The following is a 16,134-nucleotide window of genomic DNA, read 5'->3' on the forward strand; positions in this document are numbered from 1 at the left end:
ACGGGCGGCGGGTTGGACGGGGCAGCACGCAGGACGGGCGGCGGGTTGGACGGGGCAGCACGCAGGACGGGGCAGCACGGGCGGCGGGTTGGACGGGGCAGCACGCAGGACGGGGCAGAACGGGCGGCGGGTTGGACGGGGCAGCACGCAGGACGGGGCAGCACGGGCGGCGGGTTGGACGGGGCAGCACGCAGGACGGGGCAGTACGGGCGGCGGGTTGGACGGGGCAGCACGCAGGACGGGGCAGTACGGGCGGCGGGTTGGACGGGGCAGCACGCAGGACGGGGCAGCACGGGCGGCGGGTTGGACGGGGCAGCACGCAGGACGGGGCAGTACGGGCGGCGGGTTGGACGGGCGGGTTGCAGCAGCGGGACGGCTCGGGCGTGAGGGATGGGCGGTGGGGGCCGGTCCTCAGCGGAAGAACACCTTCGCGAGGACCGGTTTACCTTCAGCGCGCCACCCATCCCATCAAAACACCGAGAGTCCCGTCAGCGTCGTGAAGCGGTCCAGCGCTTCCACACCAGCAACGGAGTTGCCGTGGGCATCCAGCCCCGGGCTCCACACACACAAGCCACAGCGATTCGGAATGACGGCGATGATGCCGCCACCGACACCACTCTTGCAGGGCAGGCCCACGCGATAGGCGAACTCGCCCGCGGCGTCGTACGTGCCGCACGTGAGCATCACCGCGTTGACCTGCTTGGCCTGGCTGCGCGTGAGCAATCGCTCACCTTTCGCGCCCTGCCCGTGTCGCGCCAGGAAGCCGCAGGCCCGAGCCAGGTCCGCGCAGCTCATCGACAGCGAGCACTGCCAGAAATAGTGCTCCAGCACGCGCGGCACCGGATTCTGGATGTTGCCGTAGCTCGCCATGAAGTGCGCCAGCGCGGAGTTGCGGTGGCCGTGCTCGGCCTCGGACGCGGCGACCACCGGGTCGAAGTCCACGGAGGCGTTGCCGCTCTCCGCCCGCAGGAACTCCCGCAGCAACCCACGCGAGTCCCCCGTGAGACTCAGCAACCGGTCCGTGACGACCAGCGCCCCCGCGTTGATGAACGGATTGCGGGGCACGCCCTGCTCATACTCGAGCTGCACCAGCGAGTTGAACGGATTGCCCGAGGGCTCCTTGCCCACCCTGCGCCACAGCGAGTCCCCATCGCGGGCCAGCGTCAGCGCCAGCGCGAACACCTTCGAGATGCTCTGCACGGAGAAGGGCACCCGCCAATCCCCCACACCGAACACCTCTCCCTCCACCGTCGCCAGGGCCATGCCGAACCGCGAGGGGTCCACCGCGGCGAGCGCCGGGATGTAGTTGGCCACGCGCCCCTGCCCCACCACCGGCCGGATGGCCGCCATCACTTCATCCAGAATCGCCTGATAGTCGTCCATCACGTGCCCCGTCCGCCGAAGCCCGGATGATAGCCGTGCGGGGGGAGCGTCGACTCATTCACATCGGTGAACTGGCGAACCTGACCTCATGCCCCAGAGCACTGGGCATTCGCCAATCACCCTCCACCTTCCGCGTACCCGGATGAACGTGGGTCCGGGGAAAGGAAATGAATCGATGCGTCATCCCCATTCCTACCTCCTGGCCAGCAGCTGTGCGCTGCTCTGCGCCTGCGGTCCCATGGAGGAGTCGGTGGACCCACCGACCACCGACAGCGACTCCGAGCTCGAGCTGAGCCAGGACCTGAACAACGCACCCCAGTGCACCGGCCCCAAGCTCGTCGCCGACCTCGCGCCGGGGCCCAGTTCGACGAACACGTTCGATAGCGCCGCGGTGGATGGCGCCGTCTACGTGAGCGTCGTCTACAGCCCGGGCCTCGACACGTACGCCCTGTGGAAGCTGGAGGAGAAGTCGGGCGGGCAGGACCTCCACTCCGGATGGAAGGCCACGCTGCTGCTCGGAAACCTCTCCGACTACCCCAAGCGGATGACCGTCGTGGGCTCCAAGGTCTTCTTCATCCTCGACGATGGCATCCATGGCAGCGAGCTGTGGAAGACGGATGGCACTCCCGGCGGGACTCGACTGGTCGAGGACATCAACCCCTTCGGCGGTGCCTTCTCCGACAACCCCATCAATCCAGTCGCCGTGGGCAAGACGCTCTACTTCGCCGCCGATGACGGCACGCATGGCACGGAGCTGTGGCGCAGTGACGGAACGACGGGAGGGACGCGCCTCGTGAAGGACATCTCCCCCGGCTTCGCGAGCGCTTCACCCGGGCAACTCCTCCTGGATGGCAAGCGGCTGCTCTTCGCCGCGGACGACGGCGGCAAGGGTCGTGAGCTGTGGAAGTCCGACGGCACGAGCGGCGGAACCCGACTGGTGCGAGACATCGCGCCCGGAGCCACGAGCTCGTCTCCCGAACAGCTCTTCCGACTGGAAGATGGCACCCTGTTCTTCGTGGCGGACGACGGCATCCACGGTCGGGAGCTCTGGACGACGGATGGGACGAAGGAGGACACCGAGCTGGTGGAGGACATCCGCGCGGGCTCTGCGGGCTCGGACATCGCCTGGCTGACGTCGGGGAAGAAGAAGCTCTATTTCACCGCGAACGACGGCGTCCATGGCGCGGAGCTGTGGACCTCGATGGGCTGCGAGGACGACACGCGCCTGGTGAAGGACATCCGACCTGGTGCCACGGGCTCGGCGCCTCGCGAGCTGGTGCCCCTGAAGGGCAACGTCATCCTGTTCGCGGATGACGGCACCCATGGCCGGGAGCCCTGGCGGAGCAACGGGACGACGGCGGGCACCTTGATGCTCGCGGACACCCACCCGACGTCTCCACCGCCGGGGTACGAGCCCTCCAGCCTGGTCGCCGGCAAGAACAAGGTCTTCTTCTACGCCAACACGCCCGGCGAGGGGAAAGAGCCGTGGGTCACCGACGGCACGCCCTCGGGCACGCGGCTCATCAAGGACCTGAATCCAGGGCCCGCGAACTCCATCTCTGGAGACCCCTACCCGCCCTTCGTCGTGGGTGGCGGCGCGACCTTCCTCTACTACGAGGGGTCGGTGGGCGCGGAGCTGGCGTGGACCAACGGCACCTCGTCGGGAACCCGTGTCGCGGACATCAATCCGGGTCCGGCTTCGTCCAATCCAGTCATCTTCCGCGCCACCCACGACTGGGTGTATCTGGGCGCGGATGATGGCATCCACGGTAGCGAGCCGTGGGCGTTGTCAGTGGGCTGCTTCCCCAAGAACTGACGTTCGCGAGCATGAGTATTCGGAGCCGGGAACCACGTGTCCCGGCTCCGGTCACTCCGCTTGGAGAACAGCTCACCGCCCTTGGTGGATCCGATTATTGGCGATGGTTCCGGGCTGGGCGTCTCCAGAGCGTCTGACCTCATTCATTCCCCATACAAAAATCGCATCTCAAGCATCTCAACCGAGGCCATTGACCAGGCTCTTCGAGTGACGTGTCGCTGGCAACGAGTCACACGGCGAGGAGCGCGGGCGGGCCGAATCCGACCTCGCATGTCGTCGCCCCGAAGGACTGACATTCGAGAGCACGGTGTCCGGAGGCGGGAACCGCGTGTCCCAGTTCCGACCACTCCCCCCGGCAGCTCGCCACACGGACAGTCTGGCGACAGGGAGTGAGCCTTCGTGGCACGGTCCGTGCTGTCGGCCCGCACACCATGGACTCTCTCCTCCAGGATTTCCGTCACGCGCTGCGCCGGTTGCGTGGCAGCCCCATGTTCACCCTGGTGGCGGTGCTCACGCTCGCGCTTGGAATCGGGGCGAACGCGGCCATCTTCAGCGTGGTGCACACCGTGCTGCTGCGTCCCCTTCCCCTCCAGGACGACGCCCGCGTGGTGCGGCTGTACAGCATGAGGAAGCAAGGCCCCGGTCCCCTCTCGCCTCCAGACCTGGTGAGCATGAGAGAGCAGGCGCGCGCCTTCACCGGCCTGGCCGCGCTCACGAGCGCCGAGCTGACGTTGGGCGCGCATGACGCCGAGTCCGTCCCCGAGAAGGTCCAGGGCACGCTCGCCACGGCCGAGTTGTTCCAGGTGCTCGGCCCTCGCGTGCACCTGGGCCGGGCGCTCCAGCCTGGAGACGATGCCCCGGGTGCGCCTCCGGTCGCCGTCATCTCATATGGCTTGTGGCAGCGCCGCTTCGGCGGAAGTCCCACGGTGGTGGGACGAACCCTGAGCACGGGAGCCCTCGTGCCCGCCACCGTGGTGGGCGTCATGGCCCCGGGCTTCGACTTCCCAGCGCGCTCGGAGGTCTGGGTGCCGCTGGTGCTTGGCGCGGATTCGCTGACGCCGGAAGCGCGCGGTGCGCACTGGCTGGAGGTGTATGGACGACTCGCGCCGGGTGCTAGCCTGGAGCAGGCGCGCGCCGAGGTCTCCGCGATTGCACGGGGACTGGCGGAGCAGCATCCCCGCACGAACGCGGACGTGGGCGCGAGCGTGGAGTCCCTGCGCGACGTGCTGCTGGGCCAGGTGCGCCCATCGCTGCTGATGTTGATGGGCGCGGTGGGGCTGGTGCTGCTCGTCGCCTGCGCGAACCTCACCCATCTGCTGCTCGCACGCGCGGCCTCGCGTGAGGGAGAGCTGTCGATTCGCCTCGCCCTGGGCGCGAGTCGGGGCCGTCTTGCCCGCGAGCTGCTCGCGGAGAGCGGCCTGCTGGCGCTGGCGGGGGGAGCCATGGGGCTGCTCGCGGCCCTGTGGGCGATGGATGCACTGGTCGCGTTCGGCCCCCAGGACATTCCGCGCCTCGACGAGGCCTCCATCGACGGCACCGTGCTGGCCTTCACCGCCGCGTTGGCGATGTTCACCACGGTGTTGTTCGGGCTCGTTCCCTCGCTGAAGGCCTCACGCGTGTCGCTTGGCAGCGGGCTGCGCATGGCGAACGCGGGGAGCGGCGGCGGCGCCCACCACCACAAGACGCGCGCGCTGCTCATCGTCGGAGAGACGGCGCTCGCGGTGTTGCTGCTGGTGAGCGCGGGCTTGCTGTTGCGCAGCTTCGTGCACCTCCAGCAGGTGGCCCCGGGGTTCGAGTCGGCGGGAGTCCTCACGGTGAAGCTCGACCTGCCGCCCAATCGGTATGGCTTCGGCACGGCCGCGCCGGAGGCCTTCTTCGACCAGCTCCTCACGCGGGTGCGCGCGCTGCCCGGCGTCGAAGCCGCGGGAGTCGTCGCGGGCCTGCCAATGGATGGCGGCAAGATGCCCCTCGACCTGAAGGACCCCCAGCGCCCGCTGCCGCCTGGTGCGGAGCCTTGGAAGGCCAGCGTGCGCATCGTCAGTCCGGGGGCTCTGGAAACGCTGCGCGTGAAGCTCCTCCGGGGTCGGAGGCTGACCGCCGAGGACCGGGGTGAGGGCAGGCGCGCCGTGCTGGTGAACGCGGAGGCCGCGCGCCGGTTCTGGCCGGACGAGGACCCGCTGGGGCGGACGCTGAGCACGGACGTCAACTGGGGGAACGGTGCCTTCGGAGGGGTCGTGGTCGGCGTGGTGGACAACCTCGCCATCGACGGGTTGGCGGCGCCGGCGGTCGCGGAGGTCTATCTCCCCTATGAGCAGGCGCGCAGTACGCAGATGACGCTGGTGCTGCGGACGTCGGCGGACCCGCTCACGCTCGCCTCGGCGGTGCGCGCGGAGGTCCGGTCGCTCGACTCAAGTCTCGCGCTGGGGAGTGTGCGCACGCTGGCCTCGGTCGTGGACCGCACGGTGGCGCCGCTGCGCTTCTATCTACTGCTCATCGGAGTCTTCGCCGGGGTGGCGCTGCTGCTGGCGGCCGTGGGGCTCTATGGCGTCGTCGCCTACGCCGTGTCCCAGCGCACGCGGGAGCTGGGAATCCGCATGGCCTTGGGCGCGAGGACACACCAGGTGACGAACCTGATGCTGCGTCGATACCTGGGATTGACGGCCGTGGGACTGGGACTCGGGCTCGTGCTCGCCGTGGGGGCCAGTCGGACTGTCGTGCATCTGCTCCATGGGGTTCAGCCCGTGGATCCGCTCACGTACGCGGTGGTGCTCGTGGTCCTGGGGCTGGTGGCCTTTGTCGCGGCCCTGCTCCCCGCTCGGAGGGCGGCGCGGGTGTCGCCCTCGGTCGCGCTCCGAGGCGACTGACGACGCCGGGCAGCCGCTCCCTCAGCGGGCATCGTGGAAGATGATGCCCACCGTGTGACGGTGACCCGAGCGGAGGCGGCTCACGCCGTGGCGCATGTTGACGCGATAGATGCCTCGCGTCCCCTGCACGGGGCGGTGGTGGACGGGGAAGATGACGCCGTCTCCCTGGCGAAGCGGCACGACCTCCGCGCGGGACTGCATGCGCGGGCGCTGCTCGGTGAGGACCAGCTCGCCTCCGGTGAAGTCCCGCTCCGGCTCCGACAGGAGGAAGGCCACCTGGAGGGGAAAGACCTCGTCGCCATAGAGGTCCTGGTGGAGGCAGTTGTAGTCGCCCTCTGCATACTGGAGGAGCAGCGGTGTCGGACGGAGCTGCTCGGCCTGATGACAGCGTTCAAGGTAGTCAGCGTGCGTGTCTGGGTAGCGCGTGTCGATGCCCATCGCTTCGTTCCAGCGATTCGCGATGGCGGCGAGCGGAGGATAGAGCCCGCTGCGTAGACGCGCGACGAGGTCGGGGAGCGGATAGGCGAAGTACTTGTACTCGCCCCGACCAAAGCCATGCCGAGCCATGACGACGCGACTGCGGAACGGTGCGTCGGAGGCGTAGAGCGACGAGAGCGCCGCGCACTCGTCGGGCGTCAGCAGGGAAGCCAGCGTGGCGCACCCACGTGTACCGAGCTCCGAACCGAGCGTGGCCCAGTCGAGCACCTCCAAGCGCTGCTCCATGGCAGGCCGGCTCGACGAGCGTATCCGTCGAACAGGCGCGGTCATGACCCGCCCCTGCGAGTGGCCACCTGTGTTGACCTTGGCTCCTGCCACGCTCTCCACACCATCGCAGACACTCCTTCTTGTCACCGGTGGCCCAGACGGCGCACCTGACAGACTCAGGAGATGAGGCATCAGGGCACGGGTTGCGACCCGGTTGTTGCTGCGAACGAGCACTCCCTCCTGGGAGCCCGGCGCGGCGACACCTTTGTTTGATGCCAGGGGACGGGCGTCAGTGAGTATCGTGCGGGGCCATGTACCCGATACGCCGTCTTCTGGCCCATGGACCGTGGTTGTTCGACTTCAGACCCCATCGGCTCATCGTCTTCCACGGAGCCGAAGGCGTGCGCCGGGAAGTGCACGGAGACGTGCCGGCGTATCCGTCCGCGCCCGTGGTGCTCGCCGCGCTCGACGAGGCCAAGGACGTCTGGGTGGGAAGCGGGAATCGTCGTGTCTTCTCCGTGAGGGCGGGCGCGAGCGCTCCCGCCCAGGCCTTTCCGAGGGAGTGCTTCGACCTCACCACCGATGGGGACCGGCTCATCGGAACGTTGGTGGATGGCGCCCTCGAGCTGGCCACCCTCTTCACGACCGATGGGTCCGGTCAGCGGTGGGAGCCCATGACCCTGCCGGAGCCTGTGCCCGCCACGCACGGGTATGGGTATTCCGAAGGACAGCCTCTCCCTCAGTCCCCCGATGGGGCGTTCCTCGACACGAGCCCCTTTGGCATCACCGTCCTGGAGAAGGGCCGGGGCCGAGTCTACGTGCTCCGCCCGGGGGCGGCGCAGCCGGAGGGAGCGCTCCAGGTGGAGCCGGGCCATGAGCAGGACACCTGGCGGGCTCTGGCTACTCCTCACGGAGTGCTCCTCCTGCTCGCCGTCAACCACCGGGAGACGGTGCTCCTCCACTTCGCGCTCGATGGCAGCCTGCTCGGCTCCCTCCCGGACCTCGAAGAGGAAGGGGATGATGAGACGGATGAACTGTTCTGGGGCGGTGCCGGCATCTGCGTCCTCGATGCGGCCCGGGCGCTCCTCTTCCTCCAGGACAGGACCCTCCTCGTGTCCCTGCCCGGGCTCCAGGTACTCGAGACGCCCATGGGGGAGTGGCCCCACTTCGTGTCAGTGACGCCCGCGGGGCCCCATCGGTGGTGGGTGGGTCCCGAAGACAGTGACGCGCTCTTCATGCTCACCGCGGAGCCCGGACACTCCTTGCGGCTCCACGCCGCGAACCGTCCGGTGAGCCCGGGCGCGCCGCTCATGCACGGCGGCTAGAGGACGCCCGCAATCCAGTGGACCGAGTGCACCTCGGCGCCGCTGACCGTGGCCGAGACGTGGCGGGCCATCCCGCATCCGCTCAGTTCCCGCTCACCGTGGCGTAGCGAGGGTCGGGTCGTCGCTCGCGGTGAGTTGTTGGATGAGCTGGGCAACCTGCTGCGCGGTCACCGGCTCACCCACCGAAAGGATGAACTCCTCCAGGTCGGCCTGGAACGCGCGGCAGTCCGGGTAGCGCTGGTCCTGCTCCTTGGCGAGCGCCCGCGCGAGGATGGCTCGCAAGGCGACCGGCAGGTCCGGCCGGTACCGCTCGGCGGGCACCATGGGCTCGGACAAGACGGCCTGCGCCAGGTCCCATTCGGACGTGGACTCAAAGGGCTTGTGCAGGGTGAGCAGCTCGTAGAGCACCACACCGAGCGAATAGACATCCATCCGCCGATCCACCCGCCCGAGCTTTATCTCCTCGGGCGCCATGTACATGGACTGGCGCAGGAGGGGGATGGAGTGTTGGGGGGTCCACCGGGACCGGAACTGGTCGATGCCGAAGTCCACCACCTTGGCCATCCCCTGGCGCGACAGGAGGATGTTGTAAGGCCTGATGCAGTGGTGGATGAGCCGCAGCGGCTGGTTCGTCTCGGGGTGGGTGAGGTCGTGGGCGAAGGCGAGTCCCTCGCAGGCTTGCGAGATGATGCGCGCGCACAGCGTCGCCGGCAGGGTCATCGACTCTGCCGCCGCGAGCGAGATCAACGTGCGCAGGCTGGGCCCGTCGAGGTGCTCCCTGGCGAGGAAGTACGTGCCGTCCGCCTCACCGAAATCGAAGACCCGCGCGATGTGCGGGTGCGTGAGTCGGGCGGCGCTCTCCGCCGTGTCGAGGAACATCTCCGAGAACCCCACGGTCTCGGCCATGTCCGACCGGAGGCACTGGAGCACCAGCGTCTGCTCGACGCCCTGTGGGCCGACGGCTTGGGCCAGATAATCCTCGATGATTCCTTCGCCGAGCAGGCGGATGCGCTGGTATTTTCCGACGTGAGAGATCACGAGGCGTATGAATAGCAGACATCACCGGCCTCGCTGCAATGACGCACTCGCCCGGACTCGATTGAAAGCGGCGCCGGACGCCACACGCACAAGCCACTCACTCAACAAGCCCTGGCGGCAGCGCGCTCCGCGCGGAGCAACCGCGACTCCAGTGCCCCCAAGGTGGCCCCCTGCGCCGTCGACAGCCGCACGCCCGGCCGCGCCTTCCGCACCATGGAGAGGGCGAGCCTCGCATCGGGAGCCACTCCGCGCGCGATGAGGACCGCCGCGGCCACCATCCCGGTGCGTCCATGTCCCTGGGCGCAGTGGATGTAGAGCGGCGTCGGCAGCGCGGCCCATGACTCGATATGGGACGCAAGGCTCTCCACTGACGGCGCCGTCGCGTCGAGGATGGGCAGACACACGTAGTGCTCGACGCTCCGGATGCCCTCGGGCTCGATGAACTCGGACGTCAGGTCCACCACTGTCCGAGTCCCCTCCGGCAACTCCCCCGCCAACAACCGGCGCCCGATGACGATGCCGGGCGCGACCTCGTCATGCACGGACTCGCGCGAGAGCCGCCGGGCAAGCCTCCACGTCGTCCAGGTCATCAGCAGATAGGGCAACAAGACGACCAACGCCCAGGGCTGCATCCGTCCATCGGCGCGCTTGCCGAAGACCGCCGGCCCCGCCCCGGCATATGCCACCGCCACGAGCGCGAAGCTCAGCGCGGGCCAGAGCAACCCCCACCCCAAACCCCGAAGCTGGAAGGCCAGGCCCGTGAGGAGCGCCGCGAACACACCAAAGACAAATGAGTACTTCAGGCCCGCCATGAGACAGCCCCGCCTTTCAGCCCTCTCCTGGCACCACGCGCACGATGACTCGATCGGACGGCAACCGGTACTCCCCCTGCCTCGGCTGGAGCGCGAGCACCGCGTCCTGGTCTTCATCCGGCAACGTGAACTCCCACACCCTCTCCCAATACAACGTGCCCCCTCCCCCAGATAAGTCGATGACGCCTCCTTCACGACTCCACAGCCGTGCCGGACGGTCGAACCGCACACGGTCCTTCAAGAGTCGCTGCACTCCGTCGAGTTCGTTCTCCCCCAGGGTGAGGACGTAGCGGTCCCCACCGTCCTCGACCTTCGCCTTCGTCACGAAGAGCGTCGAGCCATCCCGGACCGCGCCCTCGCGGACCACGCTCGCGAAGGCAGGGTCCTCCAGGAAGCTCTCACGCTGGAGGTCCGTCATCCACGCGGCGGTCTTCGTCTTGAGCAGCTCCGTGAACTTCGCCGCGTCCCATTGAAGAAGGGCCCCCAGTTCGTCATGGGTCAGGCCCATCAACTGGATGAAGGCGACGCGGCCGTTGGGGGTCTCCAGCGGCGGAAGCTGCGGGTCCGCCACGAACAACACAGCGCCGAACTGCGGCTCCGGCCACCGCACGTGGGGCCCATTGAGCGTCAGGGAGTGGCCTACCTCGACCGAGCTCCCACTCTCCCACAAGTAGCGCGCCAGGTTCTGCATCATCAGGACGGCCCACCCCGGAGGATGGGGCTCGGTGCCCGTGTCCACCACGCGGAAGGTCAACTCGAAGCCCCACCCGCTCGCCGTCTTGTCGTCGCCGCTCCTCTCGTACAGCTCACTGAAGCCGTACGTCACGAAGTGCCAGTGCGGCACCCCGCCGAAGTTCGTCCGGTAGGCGCTCACCCTGTCGAGCGGGGCACCGCCGCCCAGGGACTCAGCCAGCGTGGGCGCCCAGTGCACGGGCTCGACGTCCGCGTGAATTCCTCGCAGCGCGGTCTCGAGGGCATCCCACCCCGGCGCTTCGATTTCCTCATCGCTCATGCGCTTGAGTATGGGTCGGAACCCCGCCCCCACGCGAGCGCATGGAGCCGCCGACGACCGCTCAGCGCGGCGTCAGCTTGAGCAGCTTCCCATCATCATCATCCGTGAGGAGGTAGAGCGCACCCTCCGGCCCCTGGACGACCTCGCGGATGCGCGCGTCCTGGTCCCTGAGCAATCGCTCCTCGCCCACCACGCGGTCGTCCTTGAGCACCAGCCGCACCAGCGCCTGGCTCGACAGCCCACCGATGAAGAAGTTGCCCTTCCATTCCGGGAACAGGTCCCCCGAGTAGATGGTCATGCCCGAGGGCGAAATCACCGGGTCCCAGTAGTACACCGGCTGCTCCATGCCCGCGCCCTGCGTGGACTTGTGGATGGGCTCACCCGAGTACTCCTCGCCGTAGCCGATGGTGGGCCAGCCGTAGTCCTTGCCCTTCTCGATGAGGTTCAGCTCGTCCCCACCGCGCGGCCCCATCTCCACCTCCCAGAGCCGGCCCTGGCTGTCGAGCGCCGCGGACAGGATGTTGCGGTGGCCCAGCGTCCAGATTTCAGGGCGCGCGTCCTTGCGGCCCACGAACGGGTTGTCCTTCGGAATGGAGCCGTCCGGGTTGATGCGGACAATCTTCCCGAAGTCACTCTTCAAATCACGCGCCTGGACGCGGCCCGGGAGTATCGAGCGCTCACCCAACGTCACGAACAGCTTCCCGTCCGGCGCGAAGACCAGACGCCCGCCCGCGTGCAGCGTCGACTCCAGCGTGGGCTCCATGCGGAAGATGACCTTCAGCCCCTCGACCTTGGGCTTCGCCCCATCCACCAGCTTCGCGCGCGCCACCGCGAGCCCGTTGCCGCCTTTGCGCGGCTCGTAGTAGCTCCAGTAGATGAGGCCGCTCGTCGCGTAGTCCGGCCCCACCTCCACGTCGAGCAGCCCGCCCTGGTTGCGCCCATCCACGGGCGGCAGTCCCGCGACGGGCTGAGACTTCTCGCCCTTCTGCGTGACGATGAAGAGCTTCCCGGTCGGCTTCTCCGTCACCAGCATGCGCTGGTCCGGCAGGAAGGCGATGGCCCACGGCTTGTCGAAGCCCTTGGCCACCTCGGTGACCTGGAACGGCGCGCTCGTCTTGATGCCCGGCGCACGCGTCTGGCCCGGGAAGGCCGGCTTGAACTCGGGCACGTTGGGCGGCGCCGTCTCCACGGGCGCGCCCGTGGGATTCGGTCCCTGGCGGGGCTCGGACTGCTGACTGCCCGCGGCGCCGCCGGGGGCCATGTTGCCACTCGGCTTCGTGGGCCGGGCGGGAGCCTGCCCGTGGGCAGCCCCCGCGAAGGACAGGAGGGTGGTACAGGCCAGGGTCGTCAGCAAGGTGCGCATGAACACTCCGGGAGCTGGGATGGAAACGAGGCTCTGACGGCGCGCAGCAAACCCGATGTGCGTTGCGGGTTGGAAGAAGGATGCGCTCAACGCGCGGAAGTGGACGATCCACCAGTCCACCTCGCGGAGACAGCCCCGGCCCACCCCACTCCAGGACTCAGTCGACGGGCATCTCGTCGCGAATCCACGCCGTCACGGAGTCATGGCGCGGCGCCCAGCCCAGTTCGCGCCGTGCCCGCTTCCCACGCACCCGGCTGTTGGAGCCGAACGAGTAGCGCGCGTGGCCCTCTCCCCACTCGCGCGAAGCCTCCTCGACGCTCCAGGACTGCACCGGCCCCAGCTTCAGCCGCGCCGCGATGGCCTCGCCAATCTCCGCGTAGGACGCCTCGCCGTTCTCCACGAAGTAGAAGGCCCCCGCCGGCGCCCGCTCCAGGGCCAGCGCGTAGAGCGTGGTGACATCGTCCAGGTGCACGTTCGACCAGCGGTTGATGCCCTTGCCGACGATTCGCACCACCCCGCTCTTGCGCGCCTGGGCGACGAGCGGAGGAATCTGCACGCTGTCCCGACTCAGGCCCTTCCCCGTGCCGTAGATCATCGTGTTGCACAGCACGATGCCGCGCGCGCCCTCGGCCGCGAGGACCCGGTTGTCGAGCGCATGCCGCGCCTGCTTCTCCGGCTCGACGATGAACGGCGTCTCCTCGTCGAACACGTGGGGAGATAGCGCGTTGCCCTTCACGTCATCGCCGATGACGCTGGAGCCGCTGGTGTGGATGAGCGGCTTGCCGGAGCCGCGCACGCCTTCAATCAACGCCAGGATGGCCTGGTCGTGGTCGCTGCTGGCCGCGTTGATGACGCCGTCCGCGCGACGGGCCTCGGCCGTGAGCAGCGCCGTGTCGTCCAAATCTCCGCGCACCGGCTCGATGCCGAGCGCCGCCAGCTTCTTGCCCTTCGCATCGTCGCGCACGAGCCCGCGAATGGAATGCCCCCGGGCCTTCAAATCCAACGCCAGGGAGCCGCCGATGAAGCCGGTGGCGCCAGTGATGAAGAGGTTCATCGCGAGGTCTCCAGGGAACAGGACAGCGTCAACGTGCGCACAGCATGCTCACGAATGAAGCCGCTCCCCGGCAGGGTTTCTCCGCCGCGCGGTGAACACTGAACACCCCGGACCTGCTCACGCGGCGGGCTTCGCGGGCGCCCAGTCCAGCGCCGTCCCGCACGCCTTGCAGAAGCGCGCGTCCAGGTCATGTCCCTGCTTGCCGCAGCCGGGACAGGCCTGCGTGTCCGGACGCGCGTTCGCGGCGGCGGCCAGCTCCACGGAGACGATGCCGGTGGGCACCGCGAGGATGCCGTAGCCCATGATCATCAACACCGACGCGATGAACTGACCCGGCACCGTCTTCGGAGTGATGTCGCCGAAGCCCACCGTCGTCATCGTCACGATGGCCCAGTACATGGACCGGGGGATGCTGTCGAAGCCGTGCTCCTCCCCTTCCACCATGTACATGATGGCGCCCATGACCACGTCCACGGTCAGCACGAAGCCGAGGAAGACGGTGATCTTCGCCCGGCTCGCGCGCAGCGCGGTGAGCAGGACCTCCGCCTGTCCCAACAGGTGCCCCAGCTTCAGCACGCGGAAGACCCGCAGCAGGCGCAGCACACGGAGCACGAGCAGCGTCTGCGCGCCGGGGAAGAAGACGCTCAAGAACGACGGGAGGATGGCCAGCAGGTCCACGAGCCCGAAGAAGCTGCGCGCATAGTCCAGCGGCCGGCGCACCGCGATGAGCCGCAGCACGTACTCGAGCGCGAAGAGGATGGTGAAGATCCACTCCGCCACCATCAGGGCCGTGGCGTAACGGACGCGGACAGAGGACACGCTCTCCAGCATCACCGCCGCGATGCTGAAGACGATGGCCCACAGCAGGGCCACGTCGAACGCCTTCCCCGCCGGAGTATCAGCCTCGAAGATGATGGTGTGGAGTCGGGCGCGGAAACCACCCTGGGGGCTCTGCTCGGAAGGCCTGGACACGGGGCATCAGTCTAGGCGCAACCCGCGGCCAGACGCAGAAGCTTCGCACCGTTGGTGGGTTGAGACCCGTTACAGACGCCCGGACCCCTTCGAGGGATGCGCGGGCCGCCGGACGCGCCCTCCGCGCTTCACCTCGTCGGCCCTGCACACGCGGACCCGCAGGAAGCGCTGGAGCTGGTCCAATGCCAGGTCGTGGTCCCCGTCGCTCTCCGCGCAGCAGCAGTCGCTCAGCACGGTGATGTCGTACTCGAGCATGTGCGCGTCATGGGCGCTGAAGAAGACACACAGGTTGGTGGCGATGCCCGCCATCAGCAGCTTCTTCGTCCCCAGGTGCTCCAGCAGGGGAACCAGCGATGTGGAGAAGAAGGCCGAGTGCTTGGGCTTGAGGACGAAGTAGTCCGTGGCATGGGGCCGCAAGGCCCGGGCGATGCCTCGGCCTCGGCTGCCCGCCCGGGTGCAGTGCCGGTAGACGTCCCGGAAGTTGCTGCGCCAGTGGTTGAAGTTGTCGTTGACGTAGATGACCGGCACCCCCGCCTTGCGCATCCGCTGGGCGAAGGGCTCCAGTCGCTCCACCATGCGCGACGCCCAGGGGAGCACGTGCTCTCCCCCGGGGAAGTCCAGGTCGTTGATGACGTCGATGATGAGCAGCGCGGTGTCGGAGCCCCGCATCGGCTTCGAGCGCGACCTCTTCCCGGACTTCGGGCCCGGCTTGGCCACAGGCACCTCCCGGCGCCTCAAGGTAGCCATGGCCCGGGCGCCTGAGCACCCCCTGGGAGCCACGGCTCGAACACGGCGCGCCCGGGCGGACTACTGCCTCGCGGTATCGCTCAGGAGGCGAACCTGGGTGTTGATCCACGGGATGTAGTTGGAGACCCGGGTATAGACGCCAGGCATGCCGGCCCTCGCGCAACCGATGCCAAAGCTCACGATGCCCTGGAGCACGGGCTTGCCCTGCGCTCCGGGAAGGAAGAGAGGCCCGCCGCTGTCGCCCTGACAGGCGTCCTTGCCACCCGTCCTGTACCCGGCTCCGAGCATCGCGTAACGGTCGATGGCGATACCCGCTTTTGAGTACATCGCCCTCAAATCCTCATGCCCGATGGTGGGGACCCCCACCTGCAGCAGGACGGATGACGGTTGACCGTTCTCGCGCGTGAGGCCCCACCCCGCCACCGTCGCCTCGACGTTGTCCGGGACGACCTCTCCCGGGAGCGGAAGCAGGATGGGCTGGACGGTGGCGGAGAACTTGAGGGGCTTCTCCAGTTTGACGACGGCGATGTCGTTCATCGTCGTGCGCGGGTTGTAGGCCGGATGGTAGACGGTCTTCACTCCGTTGACCGTCTGGGCACCCGCCCCGGGACGATTGAGGTCGTGAACGCCCGCGGAGGCCGTCAGCCGCGCCGTGCCGTCGTAGACGCAGTGCGCGGCCGTGACGACGATGTCCGACTCCTCCTTCGTCGCGCTGACGCGGATGAGCGAGGCGCCGCAGAAGTGGCTCCCGTACTGCTGAAGGCTGACATTCCAGGGGTGGGCCCCCGGGCGAGCCTCCACCCCTCCGACAATCTCCTGGCCAATGCTCTCCACCGCATCGACGCCCTGCTCCTCCGGACCACCACAGCCCAGCAGCCCCACCGCGACAACAACTCCCAGCACGAAGCGCATCGACCCCTCGGATTTCAAGTTCGAGGCGCATTGTGCAAGCCGAAGACCACGCACGCGGAGGAACAGCTTCGAGGCAAGCCGCGCGCGAGCCCCGCGCTGAGTCGAGCCGTTGACGTGTCAGGCGCGGTCCA

At 68.4% G+C, this 16,134-nt stretch carries 13 protein-coding genes; 3 read left to right on the top strand and 10 right to left on the bottom strand.

Annotation, left to right across the window (positions count from 1 at the left end; translation table 11 throughout):
• Positions 1-468 precede the first annotated feature (468 nt).
• A complete protein-coding gene (locus LZ199_RS45085; protein ID WP_254000055.1) occupies positions 469-1,383 on the bottom strand; it encodes a glutaminase in 915 nt (304 codons plus the stop codon).
• A gap of 175 nt (positions 1,384-1,558) precedes the next feature.
• On the opposite strand from LZ199_RS45085, the gene LZ199_RS45090 reads away from it, so the two are divergent.
• Together LZ199_RS45090 and LZ199_RS45095 are read left to right on the top strand one after the other, a co-directional pair.
• The gene (locus LZ199_RS45090) at positions 1,559-3,199 is read left to right on the top strand and encodes an ELWxxDGT repeat protein (protein WP_254000032.1); all 1,641 of its coding nucleotides are present in this window, start codon (positions 1,559-1,561) and stop codon (positions 3,197-3,199) included.
• A gap of 431 nt (positions 3,200-3,630) precedes the next feature.
• Positions 3,631-6,063: an ABC transporter permease gene (locus LZ199_RS45095; RefSeq protein ID WP_254000033.1), complete on the top strand. Its 2,433-nt coding sequence runs from the start codon at positions 3,631-3,633 to the stop codon at positions 6,061-6,063.
• 21 nt (positions 6,064-6,084) lie between these two features.
• Here the strand turns inward: LZ199_RS45095 and LZ199_RS45100 are convergent, their stop codons facing one another.
• Positions 6,085-6,786 carry a 2OG-Fe(II) oxygenase gene (locus tag LZ199_RS45100; RefSeq protein WP_254000034.1) on the bottom strand — a complete coding sequence of 234 codons (702 nt, stop codon included), beginning with the start codon at positions 6,784-6,786 and terminating at the stop codon, positions 6,085-6,087.
• Between the two features lie 332 nt (positions 6,787-7,118).
• Here LZ199_RS45100 and LZ199_RS45105 point away from each other — a divergent pair, with 332 nt between their 5' ends.
• Positions 7,119-8,093 (top strand): hypothetical protein, encoded by a 975-nt coding sequence (locus LZ199_RS45105; RefSeq protein WP_254000035.1) that lies wholly within the window; start codon positions 7,119-7,121, stop codon positions 8,091-8,093.
• Between the two features lie 93 nt (positions 8,094-8,186).
• Here LZ199_RS45105 and LZ199_RS45110 read toward each other — a convergent pair whose 3' ends face one another.
• The 8 genes from LZ199_RS45110 to LZ199_RS45145 all read right to left on the bottom strand — a co-directional run bounded on the left by LZ199_RS45110 (position 8,187) and on the right by LZ199_RS45145 (position 16,003).
• On the bottom strand, positions 8,187-9,131 hold the full coding sequence (locus tag LZ199_RS45110; protein WP_254000036.1) for a serine/threonine protein kinase: 945 nt from the start codon (positions 9,129-9,131) through the stop codon (positions 8,187-8,189).
• Between the two features lie 101 nt (positions 9,132-9,232).
• Positions 9,233-9,943, bottom strand: a complete 711-nt coding sequence (locus LZ199_RS45115; RefSeq protein ID WP_254000037.1) for a phosphatase domain-containing protein — start codon at positions 9,941-9,943, stop codon at positions 9,233-9,235.
• Positions 9,944-9,959: 16 nt separating this feature from the next.
• The gene (locus LZ199_RS45120) at positions 9,960-10,955 is read right to left on the bottom strand and encodes a suppressor of fused domain protein (RefSeq protein WP_254000038.1); all 996 of its coding nucleotides are present in this window, start codon (positions 10,953-10,955) and stop codon (positions 9,960-9,962) included.
• A gap of 61 nt (positions 10,956-11,016) precedes the next feature.
• Positions 11,017-12,318 carry a PQQ-dependent sugar dehydrogenase gene (locus LZ199_RS45125; protein WP_254000039.1) on the bottom strand — a complete coding sequence of 434 codons (1,302 nt, stop codon included), beginning with the start codon at positions 12,316-12,318 and terminating at the stop codon, positions 11,017-11,019.
• Between the two features lie 157 nt (positions 12,319-12,475).
• Positions 12,476-13,372: an NAD-dependent epimerase/dehydratase family protein gene (locus tag LZ199_RS45130; protein ID WP_254000040.1), complete on the bottom strand. Its 897-nt coding sequence runs from the start codon at positions 13,370-13,372 to the stop codon at positions 12,476-12,478.
• A 117-nt stretch (positions 13,373-13,489) separates the two neighbouring features.
• The gene (locus LZ199_RS45135; protein ID WP_254000041.1) at positions 13,490-14,344 is read right to left on the bottom strand and encodes an ion transporter; all 855 of its coding nucleotides are present in this window, start codon (positions 14,342-14,344) and stop codon (positions 13,490-13,492) included.
• Between the two features lie 69 nt (positions 14,345-14,413).
• Positions 14,414-15,091 (bottom strand): cysteine hydrolase family protein, encoded by a 678-nt coding sequence (locus tag LZ199_RS45140; RefSeq protein WP_323390397.1) that lies wholly within the window; start codon positions 15,089-15,091, stop codon positions 14,414-14,416.
• Positions 15,092-15,151: 60 nt separating this feature from the next.
• Positions 15,152-16,003 (bottom strand): serine protease, encoded by an 852-nt coding sequence (locus tag LZ199_RS45145; RefSeq protein WP_254000042.1) that lies wholly within the window; start codon positions 16,001-16,003, stop codon positions 15,152-15,154.
• Between the last annotated feature and the right edge of the window lie 131 nt (positions 16,004-16,134).

It is taken from the genome of Myxococcus qinghaiensis (assembly GCF_024198215.1).
Taxonomy (GTDB): domain Bacteria; phylum Myxococcota; class Myxococcia; order Myxococcales; family Myxococcaceae; genus Myxococcus; species Myxococcus qinghaiensis.